Origin of the sequence: Natrialba swarupiae, from assembly GCF_008245225.1 — an archaeon.
GTDB lineage: Archaea > Halobacteriota > Halobacteria > Halobacteriales > Natrialbaceae > Natrarchaeobius > Natrarchaeobius swarupiae.
Genome location: NZ_VTAW01000011.1, coordinates 88,426 through 109,292, shown reverse-complemented (window position 1 = coordinate 109,292; position 20,867 = coordinate 88,426). Strand labels below are relative to the sequence as shown.

At 65.2% G+C, this 20,867-nt stretch carries 16 protein-coding genes; 8 read left to right on the top strand and 8 right to left on the bottom strand.

The window, feature by feature from the left end; genetic code table 11:
- The first annotated feature begins 145 nt into the window (after nucleotides 1-145).
- Nucleotides 146-1,057 carry an HFX_2341 family transcriptional regulator gene (locus FYC77_RS10440; RefSeq protein ID WP_149081466.1) on the top strand — a complete coding sequence of 304 codons (912 nt, stop codon included), beginning with the start codon at nucleotides 146-148 and terminating at the stop codon, nucleotides 1,055-1,057.
- Between the two features lie 39 nt (nucleotides 1,058-1,096).
- Here FYC77_RS10440 and FYC77_RS10435 read toward each other — a convergent pair whose 3' ends face one another.
- The 3 genes from FYC77_RS10435 to FYC77_RS10425 all read right to left on the bottom strand — a co-directional run bounded on the left by FYC77_RS10435 (nucleotide 1,097) and on the right by FYC77_RS10425 (nucleotide 6,192).
- On the bottom strand, nucleotides 1,097-1,873 hold the full coding sequence (locus tag FYC77_RS10435) for a sensor domain-containing protein (RefSeq protein WP_238386892.1): 777 nt from the start codon (nucleotides 1,871-1,873) through the stop codon (nucleotides 1,097-1,099).
- 143 nt (nucleotides 1,874-2,016) lie between these two features.
- Complete coding sequence (locus FYC77_RS10430; RefSeq protein WP_149081444.1) at nucleotides 2,017-2,850, bottom strand: DUF4097 family beta strand repeat-containing protein; 834 nt, start codon at nucleotides 2,848-2,850, stop codon at nucleotides 2,017-2,019.
- A 93-nt stretch (nucleotides 2,851-2,943) separates the two neighbouring features.
- On the bottom strand, nucleotides 2,944-6,192 hold the full coding sequence (locus tag FYC77_RS10425) for an MMPL family transporter (RefSeq protein ID WP_149081443.1): 3,249 nt from the start codon (nucleotides 6,190-6,192) through the stop codon (nucleotides 2,944-2,946).
- Between the two features lie 295 nt (nucleotides 6,193-6,487).
- Here FYC77_RS10425 and FYC77_RS10420 point away from each other — a divergent pair, with 295 nt between their 5' ends.
- The gene (locus tag FYC77_RS10420; RefSeq protein ID WP_149081442.1) at nucleotides 6,488-9,268 is read left to right on the top strand and encodes a valine--tRNA ligase; all 2,781 of its coding nucleotides are present in this window, start codon (nucleotides 6,488-6,490) and stop codon (nucleotides 9,266-9,268) included.
- Nucleotides 9,269-9,294: 26 nt separating this feature from the next.
- Here the strand turns inward: FYC77_RS10420 and FYC77_RS10415 are convergent, their stop codons facing one another.
- Nucleotides 9,295-9,801 (bottom strand): hypothetical protein, encoded by a 507-nt coding sequence (locus tag FYC77_RS10415; RefSeq protein ID WP_238386891.1) that lies wholly within the window; start codon nucleotides 9,799-9,801, stop codon nucleotides 9,295-9,297.
- A gap of 185 nt (nucleotides 9,802-9,986) precedes the next feature.
- On the bottom strand, nucleotides 9,987-10,691 hold the full coding sequence (locus FYC77_RS10410; protein WP_149081440.1) for a DUF1405 domain-containing protein: 705 nt from the start codon (nucleotides 10,689-10,691) through the stop codon (nucleotides 9,987-9,989).
- Between the two features lie 116 nt (nucleotides 10,692-10,807).
- Here FYC77_RS10410 and pdxS point away from each other — a divergent pair, with 116 nt between their 5' ends.
- From pdxS to FYC77_RS10385, 6 genes are all read left to right on the top strand, one after another.
- Nucleotides 10,808-11,716: a pyridoxal 5'-phosphate synthase lyase subunit PdxS gene (gene pdxS, locus FYC77_RS10405; RefSeq protein ID WP_149081439.1), complete on the top strand. Its 909-nt coding sequence runs from the start codon at nucleotides 10,808-10,810 to the stop codon at nucleotides 11,714-11,716.
- Between the two features lie 373 nt (nucleotides 11,717-12,089).
- Nucleotides 12,090-13,010, top strand: a complete 921-nt coding sequence (locus FYC77_RS10400; RefSeq protein WP_149081438.1) for an ABC transporter ATP-binding protein — start codon at nucleotides 12,090-12,092, stop codon at nucleotides 13,008-13,010.
- Nucleotides 13,007-13,789 carry an ABC transporter permease subunit gene (locus FYC77_RS10395; RefSeq protein ID WP_149081437.1) on the top strand — a complete coding sequence of 261 codons (783 nt, stop codon included), beginning with the start codon at nucleotides 13,007-13,009 and terminating at the stop codon, nucleotides 13,787-13,789. Before FYC77_RS10400 ends, FYC77_RS10395 begins: the two co-directional genes overlap by 4 nt.
- On the top strand, nucleotides 13,789-13,929 hold the full coding sequence (locus FYC77_RS20145; protein ID WP_162354507.1) for a hypothetical protein: 141 nt from the start codon (nucleotides 13,789-13,791) through the stop codon (nucleotides 13,927-13,929). Before FYC77_RS10395 ends, FYC77_RS20145 begins: the two co-directional genes overlap by 1 nt.
- Nucleotides 13,926-14,708, top strand: coding sequence for an ABC transporter permease (locus FYC77_RS10390; RefSeq protein ID WP_149081436.1), 783 nt, complete (start codon nucleotides 13,926-13,928; stop codon nucleotides 14,706-14,708). Before FYC77_RS20145 ends, FYC77_RS10390 begins: the two co-directional genes overlap by 4 nt.
- 99 nt (nucleotides 14,709-14,807) lie before the next feature.
- Nucleotides 14,808-15,872, top strand: a complete 1,065-nt coding sequence (locus FYC77_RS10385) for a hypothetical protein (protein WP_149081435.1) — start codon at nucleotides 14,808-14,810, stop codon at nucleotides 15,870-15,872.
- A 120-nt stretch (nucleotides 15,873-15,992) separates the two neighbouring features.
- Here the strand turns inward: FYC77_RS10385 and FYC77_RS10380 are convergent, their stop codons facing one another.
- From FYC77_RS10380 to FYC77_RS10370, 3 genes are all read right to left on the bottom strand, one after another.
- Entirely contained in the window at nucleotides 15,993-16,319 is a 327-nt protein-coding gene (locus FYC77_RS10380; RefSeq protein ID WP_149081434.1) for a hypothetical protein, read from the bottom strand.
- Between the two features lie 6 nt (nucleotides 16,320-16,325).
- Nucleotides 16,326-17,207 carry a homoserine kinase gene (locus FYC77_RS10375; protein ID WP_149081433.1) on the bottom strand — a complete coding sequence of 294 codons (882 nt, stop codon included), beginning with the start codon at nucleotides 17,205-17,207 and terminating at the stop codon, nucleotides 16,326-16,328.
- Nucleotides 17,208-17,307: 100 nt separating this feature from the next.
- Nucleotides 17,308-20,847, bottom strand: a complete 3,540-nt coding sequence (locus FYC77_RS10370) for a methyl-accepting chemotaxis protein (RefSeq protein ID WP_149081432.1) — start codon at nucleotides 20,845-20,847, stop codon at nucleotides 17,308-17,310.
- Between the last annotated feature and the right edge of the window lie 20 nt (nucleotides 20,848-20,867).

Below are 20,867 nucleotides of genomic sequence, written 5' to 3'. Positions count from 1 at the left end.
GAAGGTTCGCCACAACTGATATATGCCGTCGATTCGCCCGGTCCACACCGGTACCTGGGCAGGAGCCGACGACGGAACCGCGGTCGACGAGCTGGCGGAGAGACGACTCGAGGGAATATATTACCCCGCCGACGAACTAGCACGTATGCAAACCCACATCGTCCCGGTCGGCTTCGACTACGACCGGCTGATCGCCCCGCTCGTCCGCGATCAGATCGACGTCGACAGCGTCATTCTCTTGGAAGGGGCGGTCGGGAGCGAGGCCAACGTCGAGTACTCCAGACACCTCTCGAAAAAACTCGAGACGGACTTTCGAAACCTGCTTGGCGCGGAGACCGATCGATTCGTCCTGGAGGACGTCTACGACTACGACGAGGCGTTCGAACAGGCCTACGAACTCATCACGGCCGAACTCGATCGCGAGAACGAGGTGTGGGTCAACGTGGCGGCGATGCCCCGAACGGTGAGTTTCGCCTTCGCGAACGCCGCCCACTCGCTGATGGTCGAACGCGAGGAAGACCGCGAACACATACACACCTACTACACCGCCCCGGAGAAGTACTTAGAGACCGAACTCGCCGAGGAGCTTCGCGATCAGATCGCGCTCCTCGAGGACCTCGACCACGAGGATGACACAGCAGCGATCACGGCGGATCGGATCGCGAACCGTCTGGAGAGCGCTCGAGACTTGCTCTCGGAGTTCGACGAGCGCGGGACGACGATCGGAGCGAAGGAGATCGACGGCCGCCACATCGTCGAGTTACCGGTCGCTTCCTTCTCGAACGTCAAACCGTTCGAGGAGCTCATCCTCTACAAACTCGGCGAGGACGGCGAGTTCGCCTCGGTCTCGGAACTGGCGGAGTCGCTCGCGCGCGAACTCAACGAGGAGTACACCGACAGCTTCCGCTCGAAGGTCATCTACAACGTCGATCGGCTGGGGCCGGGCGGCAAGGGGTACATCGAACGCGAAGAACACGGGAAGTCGTACCGAACGCGGCTCTCGCGGATCGGCGAACTCTGGGTACGAGCCCACTCGGACAGCGGACTCGGGGAGTAGCTACGGGCGATCGACTTCACGTCGTTCTGTCCAACAGTATCAGGTGCCACGTCGTGTGAGTGCGGCGAGCGGGTCGAACGCACCCTCGAGAGTGAGACGGGCGAACCACCCCCAGACGCGGGTGAGCGCGTCGAGCACGTAGAACGTGCCCAATACGACGACGACTCCGAGCGCCGCGGCGAGGAGTGCCTCCGGCAGCGTCGAAATCTCCCAGTAGCCGACCGTAAACACCGCCTCGACGCCGACGAGCAGGTAGTTCCAGCCGAGATACAGCGTCTGGCTGATCTCTGGGGCGCGATCGGAGACGACGCCGACGTACAGCCCCGGTCGGTCGTAGTAAAGCGGAAGCATCAGCATGCTCGCGCCGGTCGAGAATCCGGTGAGCGCGACCGAAAACGAGACGGTCCCGAGGACGAACTTCGCGGGGACGTAGAGCAGCGCCGACCAGTTCTTCGGGTTGGTACACAGCGAGACGAGTCGGTCGCGAGTACGCTCGTTGGCTTCCCGGCTTCGAGGCTCGATCTCCAGGTCGAGCATCGTCACGGTCAGCCAGCGTTCGAAGCCAGCGACGGCGAGCGTGAACGCGAGCGTCGCGACGAGAATCGGTATCCCCACGAGGAGGATCGAGAGTCCGAGGCCGACCGAGACGCCGACCGTGACGAACACGACGTACGCAAGCCCGAGCGGAAACGCGAGCAACAGGTACGCGAGGTTCAGGTACGTCTGTCGTTCGAGCGGAACCGCGACGAACCGCCTGAGACCGGAACCGACTCGCTCGAGGGGTCCGTCCGTTCCCGTGGCCGCAGTCTCCGACATCTCGATGGTGACTGCCCGGCGTGGGCCGATAAACGTTCGCCTCGAGCGCCGCGGGGAGTCCGTCCCCGTGTCCCGCTCGTTCGAACGATTCGTTCGACTGGTCTCCGAGTCACGCGAACCGAGACGTCGCCATGGCGTCGCCCTCATTCGAGCGCCGTGAGGGTGATCCGTCCGGTGCTCGTCTCGAACCGAAGCAGCGGACCGCCGTCGCCGAGCGTTCCAGTGACGTAGTCGTCTCCCTCGACCGCGTCGGTCAACGCGAGCTCGTCGACGTCGATCCGTCCCGTACTCGTGTTGACCCGTAGTTCGGCGTCGACGGACGGATCGATCGCGGCCTCGATCCGCCCGGTGCTGGTCGAGACCGTCGTATCGCCGTCGATCGCCGGCACGTCGGTTTCGACGCGACCGGTGCTCGTCGAGATACCGTCGATTCCATCGACGTCGCGGACCTCGACGCGGCCGGTACTGGTCTGTACACCGACGAAGCCGTCGACGTTCTCTACGTCGACGCGGCCCGTGCTCGTGTCGACCGTCAGGTCCCCCGCCACGTCCTGGACGTCGACCCGACCGACGCTCGTGTCGATCGTCTCGAGGACGACGGCGCGGGGAATCTCGGCCTCGAGGTTCATCGACGGCTGACTCTGGAACCACCCTTCGCTTCCGTCCCACTCGGAACGGATCTCGAGTCGGTCGTCGGCGCGTTCGGTCCGGAGGGTCAGATCCTCGAGGTCGGTGGTGATCGAGCTAGACTGTTTCTCCGCCTCGAGGTGGACGTCGTCGCGGTCGGTGCCGACGACCGAGACCGTTCCGACGTCGCCGTGGATGGCGAGGCGATCCGCGTCTGCGACGGTGATCGTCTCCTCGTCCTCGACGCGCTGTCCAACGAGTGGCGTCATACTGGCACAGCCGGCGAGCGCCGCGAGACCGGTCGTCGCGATGCCGCCGAGGAGGGCTCGTCTGGTTTGTTCTGCGGTCATATGCGACACGACGGCTCCACGAACCGTTAATACGGGTGGGCGACTGTCGACCGGCCATCCGACCACCAGGATTTATATAGGACGATCTCACCGTCAGGCTGACCGCCACCCGAGGAATCGTTCGCGAAGCACCAGCAGACACGGTAAGACGGTGAGACAGGCGACGAACGCGAAGACGATACTCACGCCGGTCACGAGCCCGAACCGCTGGAGCGGCGGAGCGAGTGCCAGTGCGAGGACGCCAAAGCCCGTCGCGGTCGTAGCTGCACTTCCAAGCAGGGCACCACCCGTCCCGGTAACCGTCGCCTCGAGGGCGTCTTCGACGGCTTCGCGTCGCTCACGGCTCCGTTCGTCTCCCGGTTTCCGCTCCGAGGAGTCGGCTCCGTCGACCGCTCGCCGTTCCCGTTCGACGACGAACCGTTCGCCGAGGTGGATGCTGTAGTCGACGCCGAGGCCGATCGCCAGACTCGTGATGACGGCCGTCTCGCTGTTGAACGGCACGTCGAGCAGGGCCATCGTTCCCAGCAGCCACGCCAGTGCGATGACGACGGGCGCGAGCGTCACGAGTCCGAGCGAGAGCGCGCGATGGCGCACCCAGTAGAGGATCGTGAGAAACGCGCCGATGACGACGAGCGTCACCGCGAGCGCCTGCACCAGCGTCTCGAGCAAGGCGTCCTGGACGACGGCGGTGGTCACGGGACCGCCCGTCGCGACGGCCGTTATCGGCGCGTCACTGCCGGCGACCGTCGTGTCGTCGCTCCCGGACGCAGTATCGTCCCCGTCGCTCGCTCCTGTCTCGGCTTCGATTCCGTCCGCGAGTGCCCCGACGTCGTCGGCGACCGCCTGTGCCGACTCGTCGCCGCGGACGCTGATGATCAGTCGGGCCGACTCGTACTCTCCGTCGTCGGTCCGCTCGAGTACTGTCGCCGCTTCCTCAGAGTCGGCCTCGTAGAGCAGGTCGTACAGTCCTGCGAGATCGTCGTCGGGAACCCCACCGTCGGTCGTGTCCCGTTCGTCGAGTCCGTCTGCGACCGTCTGGTTCTCCTCGGCGACGGCCTCGAGGACGGTGAGCGGACCCTCGACTGCCGCCGTCCCGTCGCTTCGGGCGTCGATGGTGGCGTCGTCTCCCGTCTCGACGTCCTCGCGTGCGTCCTCGATCGCAGCGAGCGTCGACGGGTCGGTCACGTCGCCACGTATCAGTATCTCCGCCTGTGAGTCGGGATCCTGGAAGTTGTCGGCGAGGTACTCGGCGTCGTCCGCGATCGTGTAGGTGTCCGGCGCGAGCGGGCCGGGCAGCGACTTCGCCCAGTCGGGTGCGTCCTGGGGGAGGAAATCGGCCTCGTTGAACTCGGTGTCGATCCCGGTCGCGCCGTACGCGCCGCCGACGGCGAGCAGGAGGGCGACGACGACGACCGCAAGCGGTGCCCGACGGGCGAAGACGACGCCGCTCGAGAGCGCTCGATTGATCGGTCCCGGCGTCACCCCGAAGGCCGGCTTCGCGCGGTTGCGGTCGAATCGATGCTCGAGCAGGCGGTCGACTTCCACTTTGAGCGCCGGGACGAAGACGCCGAACGCGACGAACGTCGCGAAGATGCCCCCCGCCGCGAGGATCGCGAAGTCACGAATCGCCGGCAACGGACTGACCACGTTCGAGAGGAAGCCGACGCCCGTCGAGAACGTGGCCACCGCGAGCGCGAGGACGACCCCGCCGAGCCCGAGTACCATACCGGTACGGACACCGCGAGCAACCCCCTCAGTTCCCGCCGGCGACCGGCCGTCACCCGCCGTGGCGAACCTGGACTCCCGGCCACCGATCTCGAGCGTCCCCGCCCTCGCCTCGCGGTAGCGCATTATGACGTGGAGAGCGTAGTCGACCGAGAGCCCGATCAGCAGGAACGGGACGGCGATCAGCAACTGGCTGGTCGGAATCTGGAGCCATCCCAACAATCCGGCGAGCCAGGCCATCACGACACCGATGCCGGTCAGGCCGACCAGTACATCGACGACGTCCCGATACGTGATCGCGAGGATGGCCAGGACGGCCACGAGCGCGACCGGCGTGATGATCGCGAAGCTGTCGCCGACGGCGTTCGACGTCGCCGCGTCGGTGATCGCCTGGCCGAAGACGAAGCCGTCGTCGAACCGCTCGTCGAACAGCGACTGAACCTCGAGTTGGGCCTCGACGGCGGTTTCGGAGAGGCCGTCGTCAGCGGTTTCGGACGGGTCGTCGTCCCCAGCCTCGGCGTCGCCGGTGGTCGTTTCGTCCCCGGACGCCTCGCTCTCCTGGAAGAAGAACGTAATCCGGGCCTCCGCGTCAGTTTCGCCCGGTTCGTACCCTTGTGGAACGAAGACGGTCGGATCCTGGCCGCCGGCGGCGTCCGAATCGGGGTCGAGTACGTCCGCGAGGAGTTCCTCGACTGCCTCGTCCGATCGGCCCTCGAGAGCGGCGATCTGCTCGTCGAGTGTCGGACCGTCGTCCGCTTCGAACTCGTCGCGTTCCGCCTCGAGCGCTTCGCGTTCGTCTTCCAGCGCTTCGAACTCGTCCTCGAGGAGGCCGACGGTCGCGGCGGCGTAGATCCCGTCGATACCCTCTTGTGCCTCCTGGTACTCGGCGGTCTCCTCCGGTTCGTCGGTCGCCCGTTCGATCCCGAACTGCGCGGACTCGAGCCCTCGAACCTCACTCGCGAGGGTTTCGTACGCCGCGGCCTCCTCCTCGTCGAGTTCCGCCGCCGCGGTCGCGTTCTCGACGGCGGTCTCGAACTCCGCCTCGAGTTCGGCGGCGGTTTCCCGGTAGGCCGGGTCGCTCTCGTTGGTCGTCGCGTTCAGTCGCTCGTAGGCGCGCTGGATCTCTCGGCTGTCGTCGAGTCCCGCTTCGAGGGCGTCGGTTCGGGACTCGAGTTCCGCTTGCCGCTCGCCGAGTTCCTCGCCGCGTTCCTCGAACTCGTCGATGCGGTCTTCGGTGTGTGCCGCAGTGGCGACGACGTTTTCGACGCCGACGAATCCGTCGTCGGCGAGCGTCTCGTTTACCGACTCGTTTTCCTGGGCCGCCGCCTGGAGCGACAGTCCCTCGAGCAGCGACTCTCGAGTGAGAACGTCGCCGCCGTCCTCGCGAACGACGAGTTGGGTGACGAGCCGGTCGTCGGTCTCGTAGTTCTCATCGATATACTCGAGGGCCGCCTGCTCCTCGGAGTCGGTTTCGAACTCGCCGATTCCGGCGTCTTCGGTCTCGTTGACGACCGCGCCAGCACCGATCAGCGCCGTAAGAACGAGTACGACGGCGACGACGATGGCGCTCCGATCAACCACCGCGGTTGCGTACCGATCGGCGAGATCAGGACCCATCGATGATGGTACGTCGACGTCCGCGTCGGATCGGGTTCGGTCCGTTCATCCAGATGTGGTCCAACATGCCGACGGATAACGCTTCCCCCAAACCGGCTGATTCCACCGGTCCGGGATTGTGATCACGGCGTGACTCGGAGTCGACGAACGCGAAACACCTAACAGGGTTCCCGGAGTACCATCAAATATGAACGTCGCCGTCACGAACGATGGCGGAGCGGTCTCCGAACCGCAGACCGCCGTTTTCGTAGGGGCCTCGTAGCCCCACACTCCCCACCCTGTTTCGACGGATGTATTGTCGGCGACCAGCATTCATCGACCAACGACCAGTATCAGCCATGATCGATCTATCACGCAGACGCCAACATCCGTGGCATCGACCACGCCCCACGCGGGCGGTGAGAGCATGAGTATGGATTCCCAGGAGCGCTCGAGCGACGAGGAACCGTCACTCGAGGGCGCGTACGACCCCGAGGCGGTCGAATCCCGCTGGCAGGATCGGTGGGTCGACGAGGAGATCTACGCCTACGAAAGCGACCCCGAGCGGGATCCGAACACGACCTACGCGATCGACACCCCGCCGCCGACGGTCTCGGGGAGCCTACACATGGGCCACCTCTACGGCCACACACTCCAGGACTTCTCCGCGCGGTTCCAGCGAATGCACGATGGCGACGTTCTCTTTCCGTTCGGCTACGACGACAACGGGATCGCAAGCGAGCGTCTGACCGAGACGGAACTCGACATCGAACACCAAGAGTACGAACGCCGCGAGTTCCAGCAGCTCTGTCGGGAGGTCTGTACGGAGTACGAGGCCGAGTTCACGGAGAAGATGCAGGGGCTCGGGACGTCGATCGACTGGTCGAACACGTACAAGACGATCGAACCCCGCGTCCAGCGCATCTCCCAGCTGTCGTTTCTCGACCTCTACGAGAAGGGGCGCGAATATCGGAAAAAAGCACCCGCGATCTGGTGTCCGGAGTGCGAGACGGCGATTTCGCAAGTCGAGACCGAAGACGACGAGCGCCACTCCCACTTCAACGACATCGCGTTCGACGTCGTGTCCGACGGCACCGACCGCGACGAGTTCGTCATCTCCACGACACGGCCCGAACTGATTCCCGCCTGCGTCTCCGTCTTCGTCCACCCCGACGACGAGGCAAACCAGGATCTCGTCGGCGAGACGGCGAGGATTCCGATCTTCGGCCACGAGGTGCCGATCATCGAAGACGAGCGCGTCGACATGGAGAAAGGAAGCGGGATCGTGATGTGTTGTACCTTCGGCGACCAAAACGACATCGAGTGGTACCAGGCTCACGACCTCCCGCTCCGTGTGGCCATCGACGAGACCGCGACGATGACCGACCTCGCCGGCGACTACGAGGGACTCTCGACCGAGGAGGCCCGCGAGGCCATCGTCGAGGATTTAGACGAAGAGGGCTATCTGCGAGACCGGTGGGATATCACCCACGCGGTCGGCGTCCACGAGCGCTGTGACACCCCCGTCGAGTACCGCGTCTCCAAGCAGTGGTACGTCGAAATTCTGGACCACAAAGAGGAGTACCTCGAGGCCGGCCGGGAGATGGACTGGTTCCCCGAGAAGATGTTCACGCGCTATCGCCACTGGATCGAGGGCCTCGAGTGGGACTGGCTCATCTCCCGCCAGCGCGATTCGGGGATTCCGTTCCCGGTCTGGTACTGCGAGGAGTGCGATCACCCGATTATGGCCGACAAGGAGGACCTGCCAGTCGATCCACTCTCGGACGAGCCGCCGGTCGACGCCTGCCCCGAGTGTGGCCACGACGAGTTCGAACCCGAGGAGGACGTCTTCGACACCTGGGCAACCTCCTCGCTGACTCCCCTCATCAATGCCGGCTGGGACTGGGACGCCGACGCCGAGGAGTTCACGATGGAGAACCCGGAGCTCTATCCGTTCGACCTGCGCCCACAGGGTCACGACATCATCTCCTTCTGGCTGTTCCACACCATCGTCAAGTGTTACGAACACACCGGCGAGGTGCCCTTCGACGCGACGCTGATCAACGGCCACGTCTTAGACGAGAACCGCGAGAAGATGTCCAAGTCCCGTGGCAACGTCGTCGCGCCCGACGAGGTGCTCGCGGAGTACCCCGTCGACGCCGTCCGCTTCTGGGCGGCGAGTGCGGCGGTCGGCGACGACTTTCCCTACCAGGAGAAAGACCTCCGCGCCGGCGAGAAACTCCTGCGCAAACTCTGGAACGCCTCGAAACTCGTCGACACGCTCGCACCTGCCGATCCCGACGAGCCCGACGAACTCGAGCCGATCGATCGTTGGCTGCTCGCCGAACTCGACGACGCCGTTTCCGAACTCACCGCCCAGTTCGATGCCTACGAGTTCGCCAAAGCTCGCGACCGCCTGCGGACGTTCTTCTGGAACACCTTCTGTGACGACTACTTAGAGATCGCCAAAGGCCGCGAGGACAACCCCTCGACGCAGTACGCGCTGCGGACGGCCCACCGAACCTTCCTCGAGTTGTGGGCTCCCTTCCTGCCCCACGTCACGGAGGAGATCTGGCAGGCCGTCTACGCTGGGGAGGACGCGGACCTCGACGAAGCGAGTATCCACACTCGAGCGTGGCCTGCGCCGCAAGGGTACGAGGCCGACCTCGAGGCCGGCGAGACGGCGATGGAGGTCATCTCGGCGCTTCGGCGGTACAAAAGCGAGAACCAGCTCCCGCTGAACGCCGACCTCGAGTCGGTTGCGGTCTACGGCCCGATCGAGGGCTTCGAGGACGCGATCGAGAACGTGATGAACGTTCAGAAGCTGACGGTCCTCGTGGACGAACCCGAGGTAACGACCGAGGTCGCCGCGATCGACCTCGACTACTCGACGCTCGGACCGAAGTTCGGGTCCAAGGTCGGCGAGATCGATTCGGGTATCGAGAGCGGCGAGTACGAAATCGACGACGATGCGGGTGTGTTGCGGGTCGCTGGCGAGGAACTCGAGGACGAGCTGTTCGAGGTGGAACTCGAGCGCACCTACTCGGGCGACGGCGAGATGATCGAAACCGAGTCGGCGGTCATCGTCCTCGAGTAACGCCGTCGATTTTCGTTTTGGGAGTTTTAGCCGTTGGTATCCGTATCGGTGTCCCGTCCGTCGGTATCCGTGTCGCCGTCGTCGGTATCCGAATCAGAGTCGCCGTCGGCAGTGTCGGTCTCGGAATCCGTGTCGCCGTCGTCGGTATCGGTATCCGAATCCGCGTCGCCGTCGGCAGTGTCGGTGTCGGAATCCGCGGCGACGGATTCGTTCCTTCCATCGGCGTTCGGTACCGGTTTCGAATCGACGTCAGCGGGGGCTGGACCGGAGGTCGTCCGCCTGCTCGAGCCATCGCTCGCATCCGTTTCGGTGACCGTCGGCTCCGGCCGACTCGAGTCCGTCCTGAGGTCGACGCCGAGCACGTAGAGGACGACCGGCGGGCAGACGTAGGAGGCGATCGCGACGACGGCAAAGAGCGGATCGACGAAGACGAGCAATCCGAATATCGCGAGCGCCGCCGCGGACGCGGTGTGGACCGCGGTTCCCGTGTACGCCCGGTAGTACGACCAGAGTCCGCGGAGCCACCGTGTCACCGATCTCCGGCGTCGACCTTCGATCACCGCGAGTGCCATACGCGCTATTCGGGTTCGACGACCAAGATCCCCCGTTGCGGTGTTGACCAGTCGACATCTCTTCACGCGGACGCTCGATCACCGTTCGATGCGGTCGCGTGGCTGTCCAGACGAAACCGTGTGAGTATCCCGACGAAACTACGTGGCTATCCCGACGCGTGGACTCGAGTCGCTTCGCACTTTTTCACCCGGATCGAGAGCGCGAGAAAGAGCGCGAGAATGGTGAACGTGACCTCACCGGCCGCGATGACGCCGAGGGCGTCCGCACCCAGAAACATCGGGGTATCGCGGGGGACCGGAATCGTGGTGTGGTGGGTTCCGTGTGGCCCCTCGAGGACGGGGACGAAGTAGTCGACGATCAGGTTGCTCGTGTACCAGATCACCGCGACGGCGACGCCGCCGACCGAAAAGTCGGTGATCCGGTGGAGAACGAGCGCCTGGACGACCATTCCGAGGTGGCTCCAGAACAGAAACTGGTACATAAGCGGATGGAGATAGCCGTACGAATCGGCGAAGGCGAGCAACGTATACGGCGTCCAGAGGCCGAGGATGACGTTACCGAAGAAGGCGAGTGCGGTGAGCCACGGCAGGTCGTAGCCGAGTTTCCAGGCGGCAATGGCAAGTGCGATCAACAGCGTCGCCATCGGGCTGTCCGGAACCCACGGCCACATCAGCGCCGGTGTCCCGGCGAACTGACCGGCGTAGTACCAGAACCCAAAGACCGTCCCCGCGAGATTGATCGCGACGACGAGCCAGGCGAATCGGAGCCCGATATCCTCGATCGGTTTCGGTACGGGGGCGAGGTATCGGGGAAGCGCATCTCGGTCGGGCACCTCGCTCGTCGCGAACATCGTTCGTCCGTCGTGTGGACCGACAGTTGCAAAACACTAGCGGTCGGCCGTCACCGACGCGGTCGTCCCTGGCCGGAACGGACACGCGTAAGTGCGGTGGGTTCGAACCCTGGTGTATGTCAGCAGAGACCGACCTCGAGGAACTGCGACGCGGAACGGACCTCGTCAAGCGAGGGTTCGCACAGATGCAGAAAGGCGGCGTCATCATGGACGTCGTCGACCCAGAACAGGCCCGGATCGCCGAGGAGGCCGGCGCGGTCGCCGTCATGGCCCTGGAAGCGGTGCCGGCGGACATCCGGAAACGCGGGGGAGTTGCCCGGATGGCCGATCCCGCGGACGTCGAAGAGATCGTCGACTCCGTCTCGATCCCGGTGATGGGCAAGTCCCGAATCGGTCACACGAAAGAAGCCCAGATCCTCGAGGCCGTCGGCGTCGACATGATCGACGAGTCCGAAGTCCTCACGCCCGCGGACGACGCCTACCACATCGACAAGCGCGACTTTACCGCGCCCTTCGTCTGTGGCGCGCGCAACCTCGGTGAAGCCCTGCGCCGGATCGAAGAAGGTGCGGCGATGATCCGAACCAAAGGCGAGGCCGGCACCGGCGACGTCAACCAGGCCGTCCACCACCAGCGAACGATCAAAGGCGAGATTCGCCGACTCGAGGGAATGAGCTTCGAGGAGCGCGAGGCTTACGCCCGCGAGATCGAAGCGCCCGCCGAGTTGGTCCACGAGACCCCCGAGATGGGCCGCCTGCCGGTCGTGAACTTCGCCGCCGGCGGCATCGCGACGCCCGCGGACGCGGCGCTCATGATGCACCACGAGTGCGACGGCATCTTCGTCGGCAGCGGTATCTTCGGCGCGGAGAACCCGCCAGTGATGGGCGAAGCGATCGTCGAAGCCGTCAACAACTGGGACGACCCCGAGGCGCTCGCCGAGATCTCGAAGAACCTCGGCAAAGGGATGAAAGGCGACGCCAACGTCGACCTGTCCGAAGAGGAGAAGATGCAGGGACGGGGCGTCTAGCGGCGAGAGGCGTCGGTTCCATTTTCCAAAGTCGCGATCACGGATGCGCCGTCGGTAGTGCGAACAGTCGACCCCTCGAGTTGGTGGGAGTCAGTCACGTCGGCCCGATGGAGGCACCGGCCCGTCTCATAAGCGACGTTCGGGAGTTCGTCCAGAAGCGAGAGGTGACGGCCTGATACGGTCTGCTGCCGGTCTCTTCCGGCACAACCGCGACCGACGGCGGTTGCGACGGAAATGAGCTACAGTACAGTTGACGCGTGTGACGGGGTGTTGGACATAACTGATTCTTAGGGGGTTTCCTCTGGACTCGTGGTTGTCCTCACACACGTCAAATCGCCGTTCGTTTCAAGTATTCTGGCGTCGTGTGTCTCCTATGTCCGCCATTCGGATCGACGACCTCACCAAACGGTACGGCGAGGTCCTCGCCAACGACGGCATCTCTTTCGACGTCGATTCTGGCGAGATATTTGGCTACCTCGGCCCGAACGGGGCTGGCAAGACGACGACTATCAGGCTGTTACTCGGGCTCATCAAGCCGACGTCGGGGACTGCGACCATCCTCGGGACGGACATTCGCGACCGACGAGCGCTCACCGAACGGAAAGCCGACGTCGGATACTTGCCGGATTCGATCGGCGTCGAGGAGCGACTCACCGGCCGACAGGTTCTCGATTACTTCGCACGGATGCGGGGCGACGAACGACGAGACGAATTACTGGAGCTGTTTCACCCACCGCTCGAGAAACCGGTCGAGACGTACTCTCACGGCAACATACGGATGCTCGGCATCGTTCAGGCGTTCATGCACGATCCGGAGATCGCGATCTTAGACGAGCCGACGTCCGGGCTCGATCCGCTCAAACAGGATCGACTCCATCAGTTCCTCGAGCGGGAACGTGACGCCGGGAAGACGATCTTTTTCTCCTCACACGTGCTGAGCGAAGTGCAGCGAGTCTGTGACCGCGTCGGTATCATTCGCGAGGGCGAACTGGTCGCCCTCGAGGATATCGATGCGCTCCTCGAGCGAAGCGGCAAGCGGGTGTGGGTCCACCTGGCGGAACCGGTCGACGAAGCGCGCTTCGCGACGGACGAGATGATCGATCTCGAGATCGTCGACAGCGCGGTGCAGTTTACCTACACTGGCGAGTACAACGCGCTCATCGACCACCTCGGCGAGTTCGACATCGCGAACGTCGAGATCACCGATCCGCAACTCGACGAGATCTTCAAACACTACTACGGAGAGGGTACGCCGATGGAGAGAACGGACGGCGAACCGGCGAGGGGCGGATGACGGCGATTCTGCGTCTCGAGTCCAGAAAGCTGGTCCGCAGTTCGCTCGTACTGACCGGCCTGCTGGGCCTGTTGCTGGCGTTCGTCCTCGCCGTCTTTCCGGGGTTTGCGGACGAGGCCGAACTCATCGAGGAGGCATTTCCGCCGGTCTTGCTCGGCTTGTTGGGGATCGAAGAGATTCACACGATCGAGGGGTTCGTCGGCGGATACGTGTTCTCTCTGATCTGGCTGCTGTTCGCCGGAATTTACTTCGCGTACGCCAGCGCCGGGATGATCGTCGAGGACGTTCGCACCCGCCGGATGGACCTCACCCTCTCGAATCCGGTCTCGCGGGAGTCCGTCCTCCTCCAGAAAGTCGCCGCACTGTGGGTTCCGCTGGTCGCGTTGCACGTCGGCCTGTTTGCGGTCCTGTTCGTCGGCATCGTGGTCATCGGTGAGACGCTCGATCCCGTCACTCTCGCGGTGGCACACCTGTTTATTGTCCCCTATCTGCTGGTCTGTGCCGGGATCGGCATCGTCCTCTCGGTCGTCCTCGGACGCGTCGAGAGCGCACAGGCGACCGCACTGGGACTCGTGTTCGTCTGCTGGCTGGTCGACGGTCTTTCCGAGATGAACTCGGAGTTCGAGTGGGTCGGTGCGATCACGCCGAGTCGGTACGTCGACCCGGGTGCGATCCTCGTCCACGAGGAGTACGCGTTCGCGGACGCAGGAATTCTTCTGATCGCGTTTCTCGTCTTGCTCGGCGTCGCGACCGCTCTCTTCGTCCGGAGGGATATCTGATGAGGACAACGGATCGAACCGCAACCGCCGCCGTGTTCGACGTCCCCACCAGTCGGCGCGAGCACATCCACGAGCGCCGACGGAACGCCGACGCGAGCATCCGGTCGACGATCGACCGTCTCTCGGAGGTGTCGACGTGACGGCGATCCTCCGGATCGAGTCGCGAAAGCGGGTCCGCGGGTCAGTCGTCCTCGTCGGCGTCTTCGTCCTCCTCTCTGCGCTTTACTTTGCGATGTTCCCGAGTCTCTCCGAAGAGATGGAAGCGCTCGAGGAGGCGTTTCCGGCCTTCTTTTTCGACCTGTTCGGAATCGAGGCGCTGCACACGATCGAGGGGTTCATCGCGGCCGAAATCTACTCGTTTTTCTGGGTGATCCTCGTCGGCATCTACTTCGCGTACGCCGGTGCGGGACTGATCGCAGCCGACGTCGCCGACCGGACGATGGACCTCACCCTCTCGAATCCGGTCTCGCGGGAATCCGTCATTCTCCAGAAAGTCGCCGCGCTGTGGGTCCCGCTGGTCGCGTTGAACGTCGGAGTGGCGACCGTCGTCTACGTCGGCGCACTCGTCATCGGCGAGTCGTTCGACCCCGTCGCACTCGCGATGGTCCATCTGCTCTCGATACCCTACCTGCTGGTCTGTGCGGGGATCGGTCTCGTCCTCTCGGTCGTCGCCGACCGGCCGAAGACCGCACGGTCGACGGCGATAACGCTCGTGTTCGTCTGCTGGCTGGTCGATGCCGTCTCCGGGCTCGATCCCGACGTCGAGTGGATCGGCGCGGTGACGCCGAGTCGATACTTCGACGAGACGGCGATCCTCGTCCGCGAGGAGTACGCGTTCGCGGACGCAGGAATTCTCCTGGTCGCCTTTCTCGTCTTGCTCGGCGTCGCCCTGGTTCTCTTTACGCGCCGGGACATCTGACAACGAGCGGTGAGTTCATTCGAGGTGCGTGACGGTCTCTGTGGCACGAACGAATACCGGCCCCTGTCCTATATCGAGCGCGATCGCGTAGTATCGACCATGACCCCGAGTCGACGACGGACGCTCGAGCTGATCGGTGCGGCGACAGCGGTCACAGTCGGTATCGCGGGCAGTCCCACGGTCACCGCACAGGAGACCGACGACCGTCCGGCGTACACCCGGTGGCTCACGATCGAAGACGACGGCCTCGAGTTCGTCGCGATCGACTGGACGGCCCTCGAGGACGAGACACAGCGAGAACTCGAACAAGCGGAGCCGAGCGAGGAGGTTCCGGACGAGTTCCAGGACGATCCGATGGTCGAACCCGTCTCTACCGGACTGCTCGCGGCGTATTTCGCCGTCGGGCTCGGTCTCTCGCAGTACCGACTCGGCAGGCTCGTCGACGACGACGCCTTCGAGACGGCCGTCGAGGAACTGCTGGTGGTAAACGACGCCGTGATCGTGGCCGGGGACGTCGACACCGCGGAGATCGACGACCGGCTCACCGAGGAGCCGGCGGCGGAGTTTCTCAGACGGATGGAACGAACGGCCGAGGTCGGCGAGTACGACGTCTACACGCCGGTAGAGGAGGACGCCGACGCGGTGATCGCCGTCAGCGCCGAGGCGATCATCTTCGTCGACGGCGCGGAACTCGAGGACGACGCGGACCCGACGACGCGGATCGAAACCATCGTCGCAGCCTCGGTGGGCGACGCGGATCGGGCGACCGAGCTCTCGGACGAGGTCGCGTGGCTCGTCGAAACCGCGGGCGAAGGCGACGTCACCGTCGGACAGTACGGCGACCGACTCACTCCCGACGAGAACGGGGGAATCACCGACGTCACGTTCGAGGGGTTCGAGGACGCCGACGGCGTCGTCTGCTCGTTTACCGTCGACGACGCGGAGACGGCGACCGGTGAGTTCGCAGCGATCGTCGACGACCCCGACGTCGATGACCTCGAGCAACGACTGGGCGCGTCGGCGGACGAGCGATCGGTCGACGTCGACGGAAACCGCGTTACTGCGACGGGAACGTGGCGGGACGTAAACGGGACGACGGTTGGTCGCGTCCATCGAGGCCTCACCCGGACCGACACCGAGGCGTCGGCCCCGTTCGACCCGTGACGCCTCGACCGTCCCGTCCGTGACGGGGTCGGGGCGCTCGCGTCCGGCCCGGCGCGAGCCTCGAGTTTGCAGCCCTAACGATGGCGGCGCAGAACGCCCGGAGAGACGGAATTGTCGCCGTTACGATCCGACGACGACGACAATCAGAAAGGCGAGATACGCCACCAGCGCTCCCGAAATCGCCGACAACACGCTCGACGGTGCGACCGTCGTGCCGACTCCCACGATCACGAGCGCGACGACGACGGCAGCGAACTGGACCGGACGCCGCTCCCAGTACTTTCGAACGGTCTCGGGATCGCGAGCGGCGACGAGTTCGAAACCGAGCGTCGCGGCTGCTCCGAGCAAGAACGCAGGCAGCGACGGGGTGGCCCCGACGAGGACGAACGCGACGAGTGCAGCGGTCAACACCACCACGGCCAACGCGCCGTCGGTTCGGACGCCCATCGTCGCTCAGTCGGTGTAGAGCCGAGCGCCGGGCCCGACCGTGGTCTGGTAGGCCCGGCTCTCGATACCGGCCGCGTCGAAGGCGTCGAGCATCGCCGCCGCGATCGCTCGACGATCGGCGTGGTGACAGACCGCGAGCACGCCGGGCCCAGCGCCGCTTACGGTGACGCCGGTCGCACCCGCCTCGAGGGCGGCGTCGCGAACCTGTGCGTAACCGTCGATGAGTGCGGTTCGTTCGGGAGTGACGATTTCGTCGGCCATTCCCTTCCCGACGAGTTCGGGATCGTTCCGTGCCATCCCGACCGCGAGCGTGGCGGCGTTGCCGACGGTGTCGACGACGTTGTCCATCCGGGCGTGCTCGGGGACGACCGCGCGTGCGTCCCGCGTCGAGACCGTGATTTCGGGGAGACAGGCCACGAGAGGGATCGACGTGTCGACCTGGGTGACGCCGCCGTCGGTCACGACCGTAAAGCCACCGAGCAACGACGGCGCGACGTTGTCGGCGTGGGCTTCGCCGGAGACGAGCGCCTCGCCCTCGGCGGCGATCGGAACGAGTTCCTCGCGCGTGAGACCACGGCCGTAGAGTTCGTTCAACGCGACGGCGGCGGCGGCGGCGCTGGCGGCCGACGAGCCGAGCCCGGAGGAGGGGCGAACGCCCTTGTCGATTCGAATGCGTGCCGGCGCGTCGAGCGCCTCGGCGACTGCACCCACTGTATTCTTCTTCGGGTCTTCGGGAATGTACTGGCTGCCGGCCCCGGTGATCGAGATCGTCGTTTCCGGCGCGCGCTCGACTCGAACCACGTCGGCGGGCGCTCCGAGCGCGACGCCGAAGACGTCGAAGCCGCTCCCGAGGTTCGCACTCGTCGCTGGAGCCCGCACGGTAAGCATGCAGATTTCTTGCCACAGTGCAGGCAAAAAGGTAGCGAACGACGACGGGAGTACGGGCCGTCTCCATCGTTCGACAGATCCGTCGGCTCCGCGTTCGGCGCTACTCTTCCGTCGTCTCGCCGAACGTGAACACGTCGTCGGTGTTCTCGACCGCCGAGGCGTCCTCGTCGGTTTCGGACTCGTCGCCCTCTCGCTCGGCGTCGTCCCGTTCGGCTTCGGCCGACTCCTCGAGATCGTCACCGCTCTCACCGGTCTCCGACGGATCGACCTGGTCTATCTCGTCGCCGTCAGTGAACGGGTTCCACTCCTCCGGTTCGGTGGTCATCGAGTCCGCGGAGTCGTCGCCGCCGGATTCGTCGTCCGGCAGGGATCCCTCGGTCGTCTCGGATTCGACCCCGGTGTCCGCGAGTGGGTCGGTGCTCTCCGGCGAGTCGTCCAACACATCACGGCTTTCGTCCCACTCCGTCGAATCGTCGTCTCCGCCGTGCGCTTCGGTTTCACCGGCAACGGCGTCGTCTTCTTCGACCTCGAGATTCGAGGCAGGCTCCGAGACGGGGTCGTCGACGGTCGACGAGTCGCCGCTCCAGTCGGAATCGACGAGATCGCCTTCCTGCAGCGGATCCTCGACCGACGGCCCGCTGCTCGAGGTACGGGGTTCCTCGTCCGCGAACCCGTCGTCGTCCGCTTCCACGAGCGGGTCCGACGTGACGGGATCGTCGCTACCGGCCGCAAGCGGGTCGCTCACGTCGGTGGTTGCCTCCGAGTCAGTCGAGTCAGTCGTCTCAGCGTTTCCGTCGACCGATTCCGCGGTTTCGGCTGGTTCGGCGTCCGCGAAGCCATCCCCGAGCGGATCCTCCTCGACCGTGAGATCGACGGTGTCGTCCGCGATCGGTTCGTTCATCTCGAGGGGGGCGGCGTCCGTTTCGCGTTCGCCGGAGGGGGATTCGGCCTCGTCAGAAGCTGGTTCGGCCTCGTCAGGTGGCGACTCGTTCGCCAGCGGATCGGGCCGGTCGCCGTCGGCGGCATCGTCGGCCGCGAACGTAATGCCGTCCGCCAGATCGGTCGGTGCCTCGTCGTCACTCGCTGTGTCCGTCTCCTCGGCGGTCGCCGGCGCGGCCGCGAGCGGATCGCCGTCGCCCTCCGTCGGAGACGGCTCACCGTCCGCAGGCTCGTCGTCCGCGTGATCCGTTCCTGGAGCCACGTCGTCGAGTGCCTGCTCGGTCTCCCCTTCGGCGCCCTCGCTTGCGACTACCTGGTCGTCCTCGCCTGTAATTTCGTCCGTATCAGCGTCCTCGAGCGCGGACTCCGCGTCGAACGCGAGATCCTCGAGCGTCGCCTCGGGGTCGACCGCGAGGTCGTCCTCGTCGACGTCGGTGGCGAACCGATCGAGGGCAGCCGACAGTTCGGAGGACTGCTCGGCCAGTCGCGAGGCCGACTTCGTCACCTCCGTCAGCGCGCTGGTCTGCTCTTGGGCCGCAGCGGCGGCAGTTTCCGAACGCGTGCTCGTCTGCTGGGAGATCGTCGCCACCTCGTCGACCATGGCCACGACCTCCTGGGTCGACGCGGCCTGTTCTTCGGTCGCGGCGGAGATCTCCTGGACCCCGCTGTTCGTCTCCTGGGCCAGGTCGGCGATCTCCTCGAGCGCTTCGACGGCCGCCTGGACCTGCTCGCTTGCGTCCTCGATGTGCGAACTGGTTCCCTCGACTTCGGCCGCCGAGACCTCCGTCCGCTCGCGGATCGCCTCGAGTCGGGCCTCGGCTTCGTTCGCCGCGGCGGCGACGTCCTCGGAGAGCTCTTTGACCTCCTGGGCGACGACGGAGAACCCTTCCTCGTCGTCGCCACTCGCAGAGCGTGAGGCCTCGATATTTGCGTTCAGCGCCAGCATGTTGGTCTGGCGTGCGATGTCGGAAATGGTCGCGATCAGTTCGTCGATCTGTTGGACCTCCTCCTCGAGGCGCTGGATCTCGGTGACGGCACCCTCGGACTCGCCTTCGATCTCGTTCATCGCTTCGATCGCCGCTCGTGCAGCCGTCCGGCCGCTCTGGCCGGTTTCGACCGTCTGCTCTGCGATGTCGGCGACCTCGTTCGAGGAGGCGGCGATCTCTTCGGTCGTCGTCGAGAGTAGGTCCATCTCGCCGTCGACGGCCTGCAGCGACTCGTTTTGCTGGTCTGCCCCCTCCGAGATCTCCTGGACCGACTGGGTGACCTGTTCGGACGCCGAGCGAACCTCCTCGCTCGAGGCGGTGACCTGCTCGGAGGCGAGCGCGACGGACGAGGCGAACCGGTTCAGCTCCGCGACGGTGCGCTCGATCTCCTCTAACATCCCGTTGAAGTCGGTCGCGATGGCGTCCATCGCCTCGTTCTCGCCGTCGGCGTCGATTCGGGCGGTCAGATCTCCCTCGGCGGCCGCGGCCATCACCTCGCTGTACTCGTCGGCGTTTCGCTCGAGGCGGTCGTTGATCTCTTCGACTCGTTCTCGCTCGCGTTCGGCGTCCTGGCGGGCAGTTTCGGCTTCCTGAATCTGATCGCTCAACGTGTCGCGCATCGAGGCGAGACCGTCAGCGAGCGTTCCGACGCTGTCGATCCGTTTGGTCCCGAACTCGACCTGAAGGTTGCCCTGTTCCATCTCGTTTACCTTCCGGGTGAGTCGGTCGATCGACGACGTGGTGTTTCGTCCGAGGACGACGCCGACCAGTCCGACGAAGACGACGAGGCCGCCAGCGGCGGCCGCGAGTCCCTGCTCGTCGACCAGCGAGAGGTAGCCAAAGGCCGCGCTTCGCGGTTCGTGTGTGAGGACGACCCAGTCGGTGCCCTCGACCGGTGCGCCGCTGACGACGTAGTCTTCGGTTCCGAACCCGTAGGCGTCCAGGACGGTCGCGCTCCCGCCGGCGACCTGTCGCGTCGTCGCACCGTCTGCGCGGACCCAGTCGGCGGCGCTGCCGTCGTACTCGGCACCGAGGGTCTCACCCCCAGCGTAGCCCGCGCTGTCGAGGACGATCTCGTCGTTCCCGTCGACGACGACGGTCACGGCGGACCCGCTTCCGGCGAGTTGCGTGCCGACGGACTCGAGATCGACGGTGTAAACGATCGCACGCTCGTCGTGTTCTGGCGTCTGGAGGACGTAGCTGACGACCGCGTTTTCGGTCTCGAGGTCGTCGCCGACGTACGGGCTCGAGATCCACGGCTCGTCGGCGGTGGTCTGGCTCGTCGCCTCCTCGTCGACCCCGTCGAGGTCGGCGAGCGACCGATCCACGAGCGCGCCGTCGGTGCTCGCGACGACGGTCCCGTTCGCCGAATCGACGTAGCTGATCGCGACCGCTTGCTCTCCAAGACGCTGGTCCCACTCGATGAACTGTCGTTCGACCGCGTCGGGGTCGTCACTCGCGACGGCGTCCGACGTGGCGAGCATCGCCGCCGTTCGTTCGTTCCGGTCGTGCCACTGTTGTACTCCCTGTGCGTCCTGTTCGGTGAGAGAGAGCTGGTCCGCCTCGACGCGGTCTTCTACCTCGTCGGTGACGACGACGGTCGCGGCGAACCCGATGAGCCCGACCATCAGCCCGAGACACAGGAGCACGATCGTAAACTTGACCGTGTATCTGCGTCGGATGGCCGCCGGTACGAGCCGTCGGAGGAAACTCATTGATATCGAACGGGTGATGG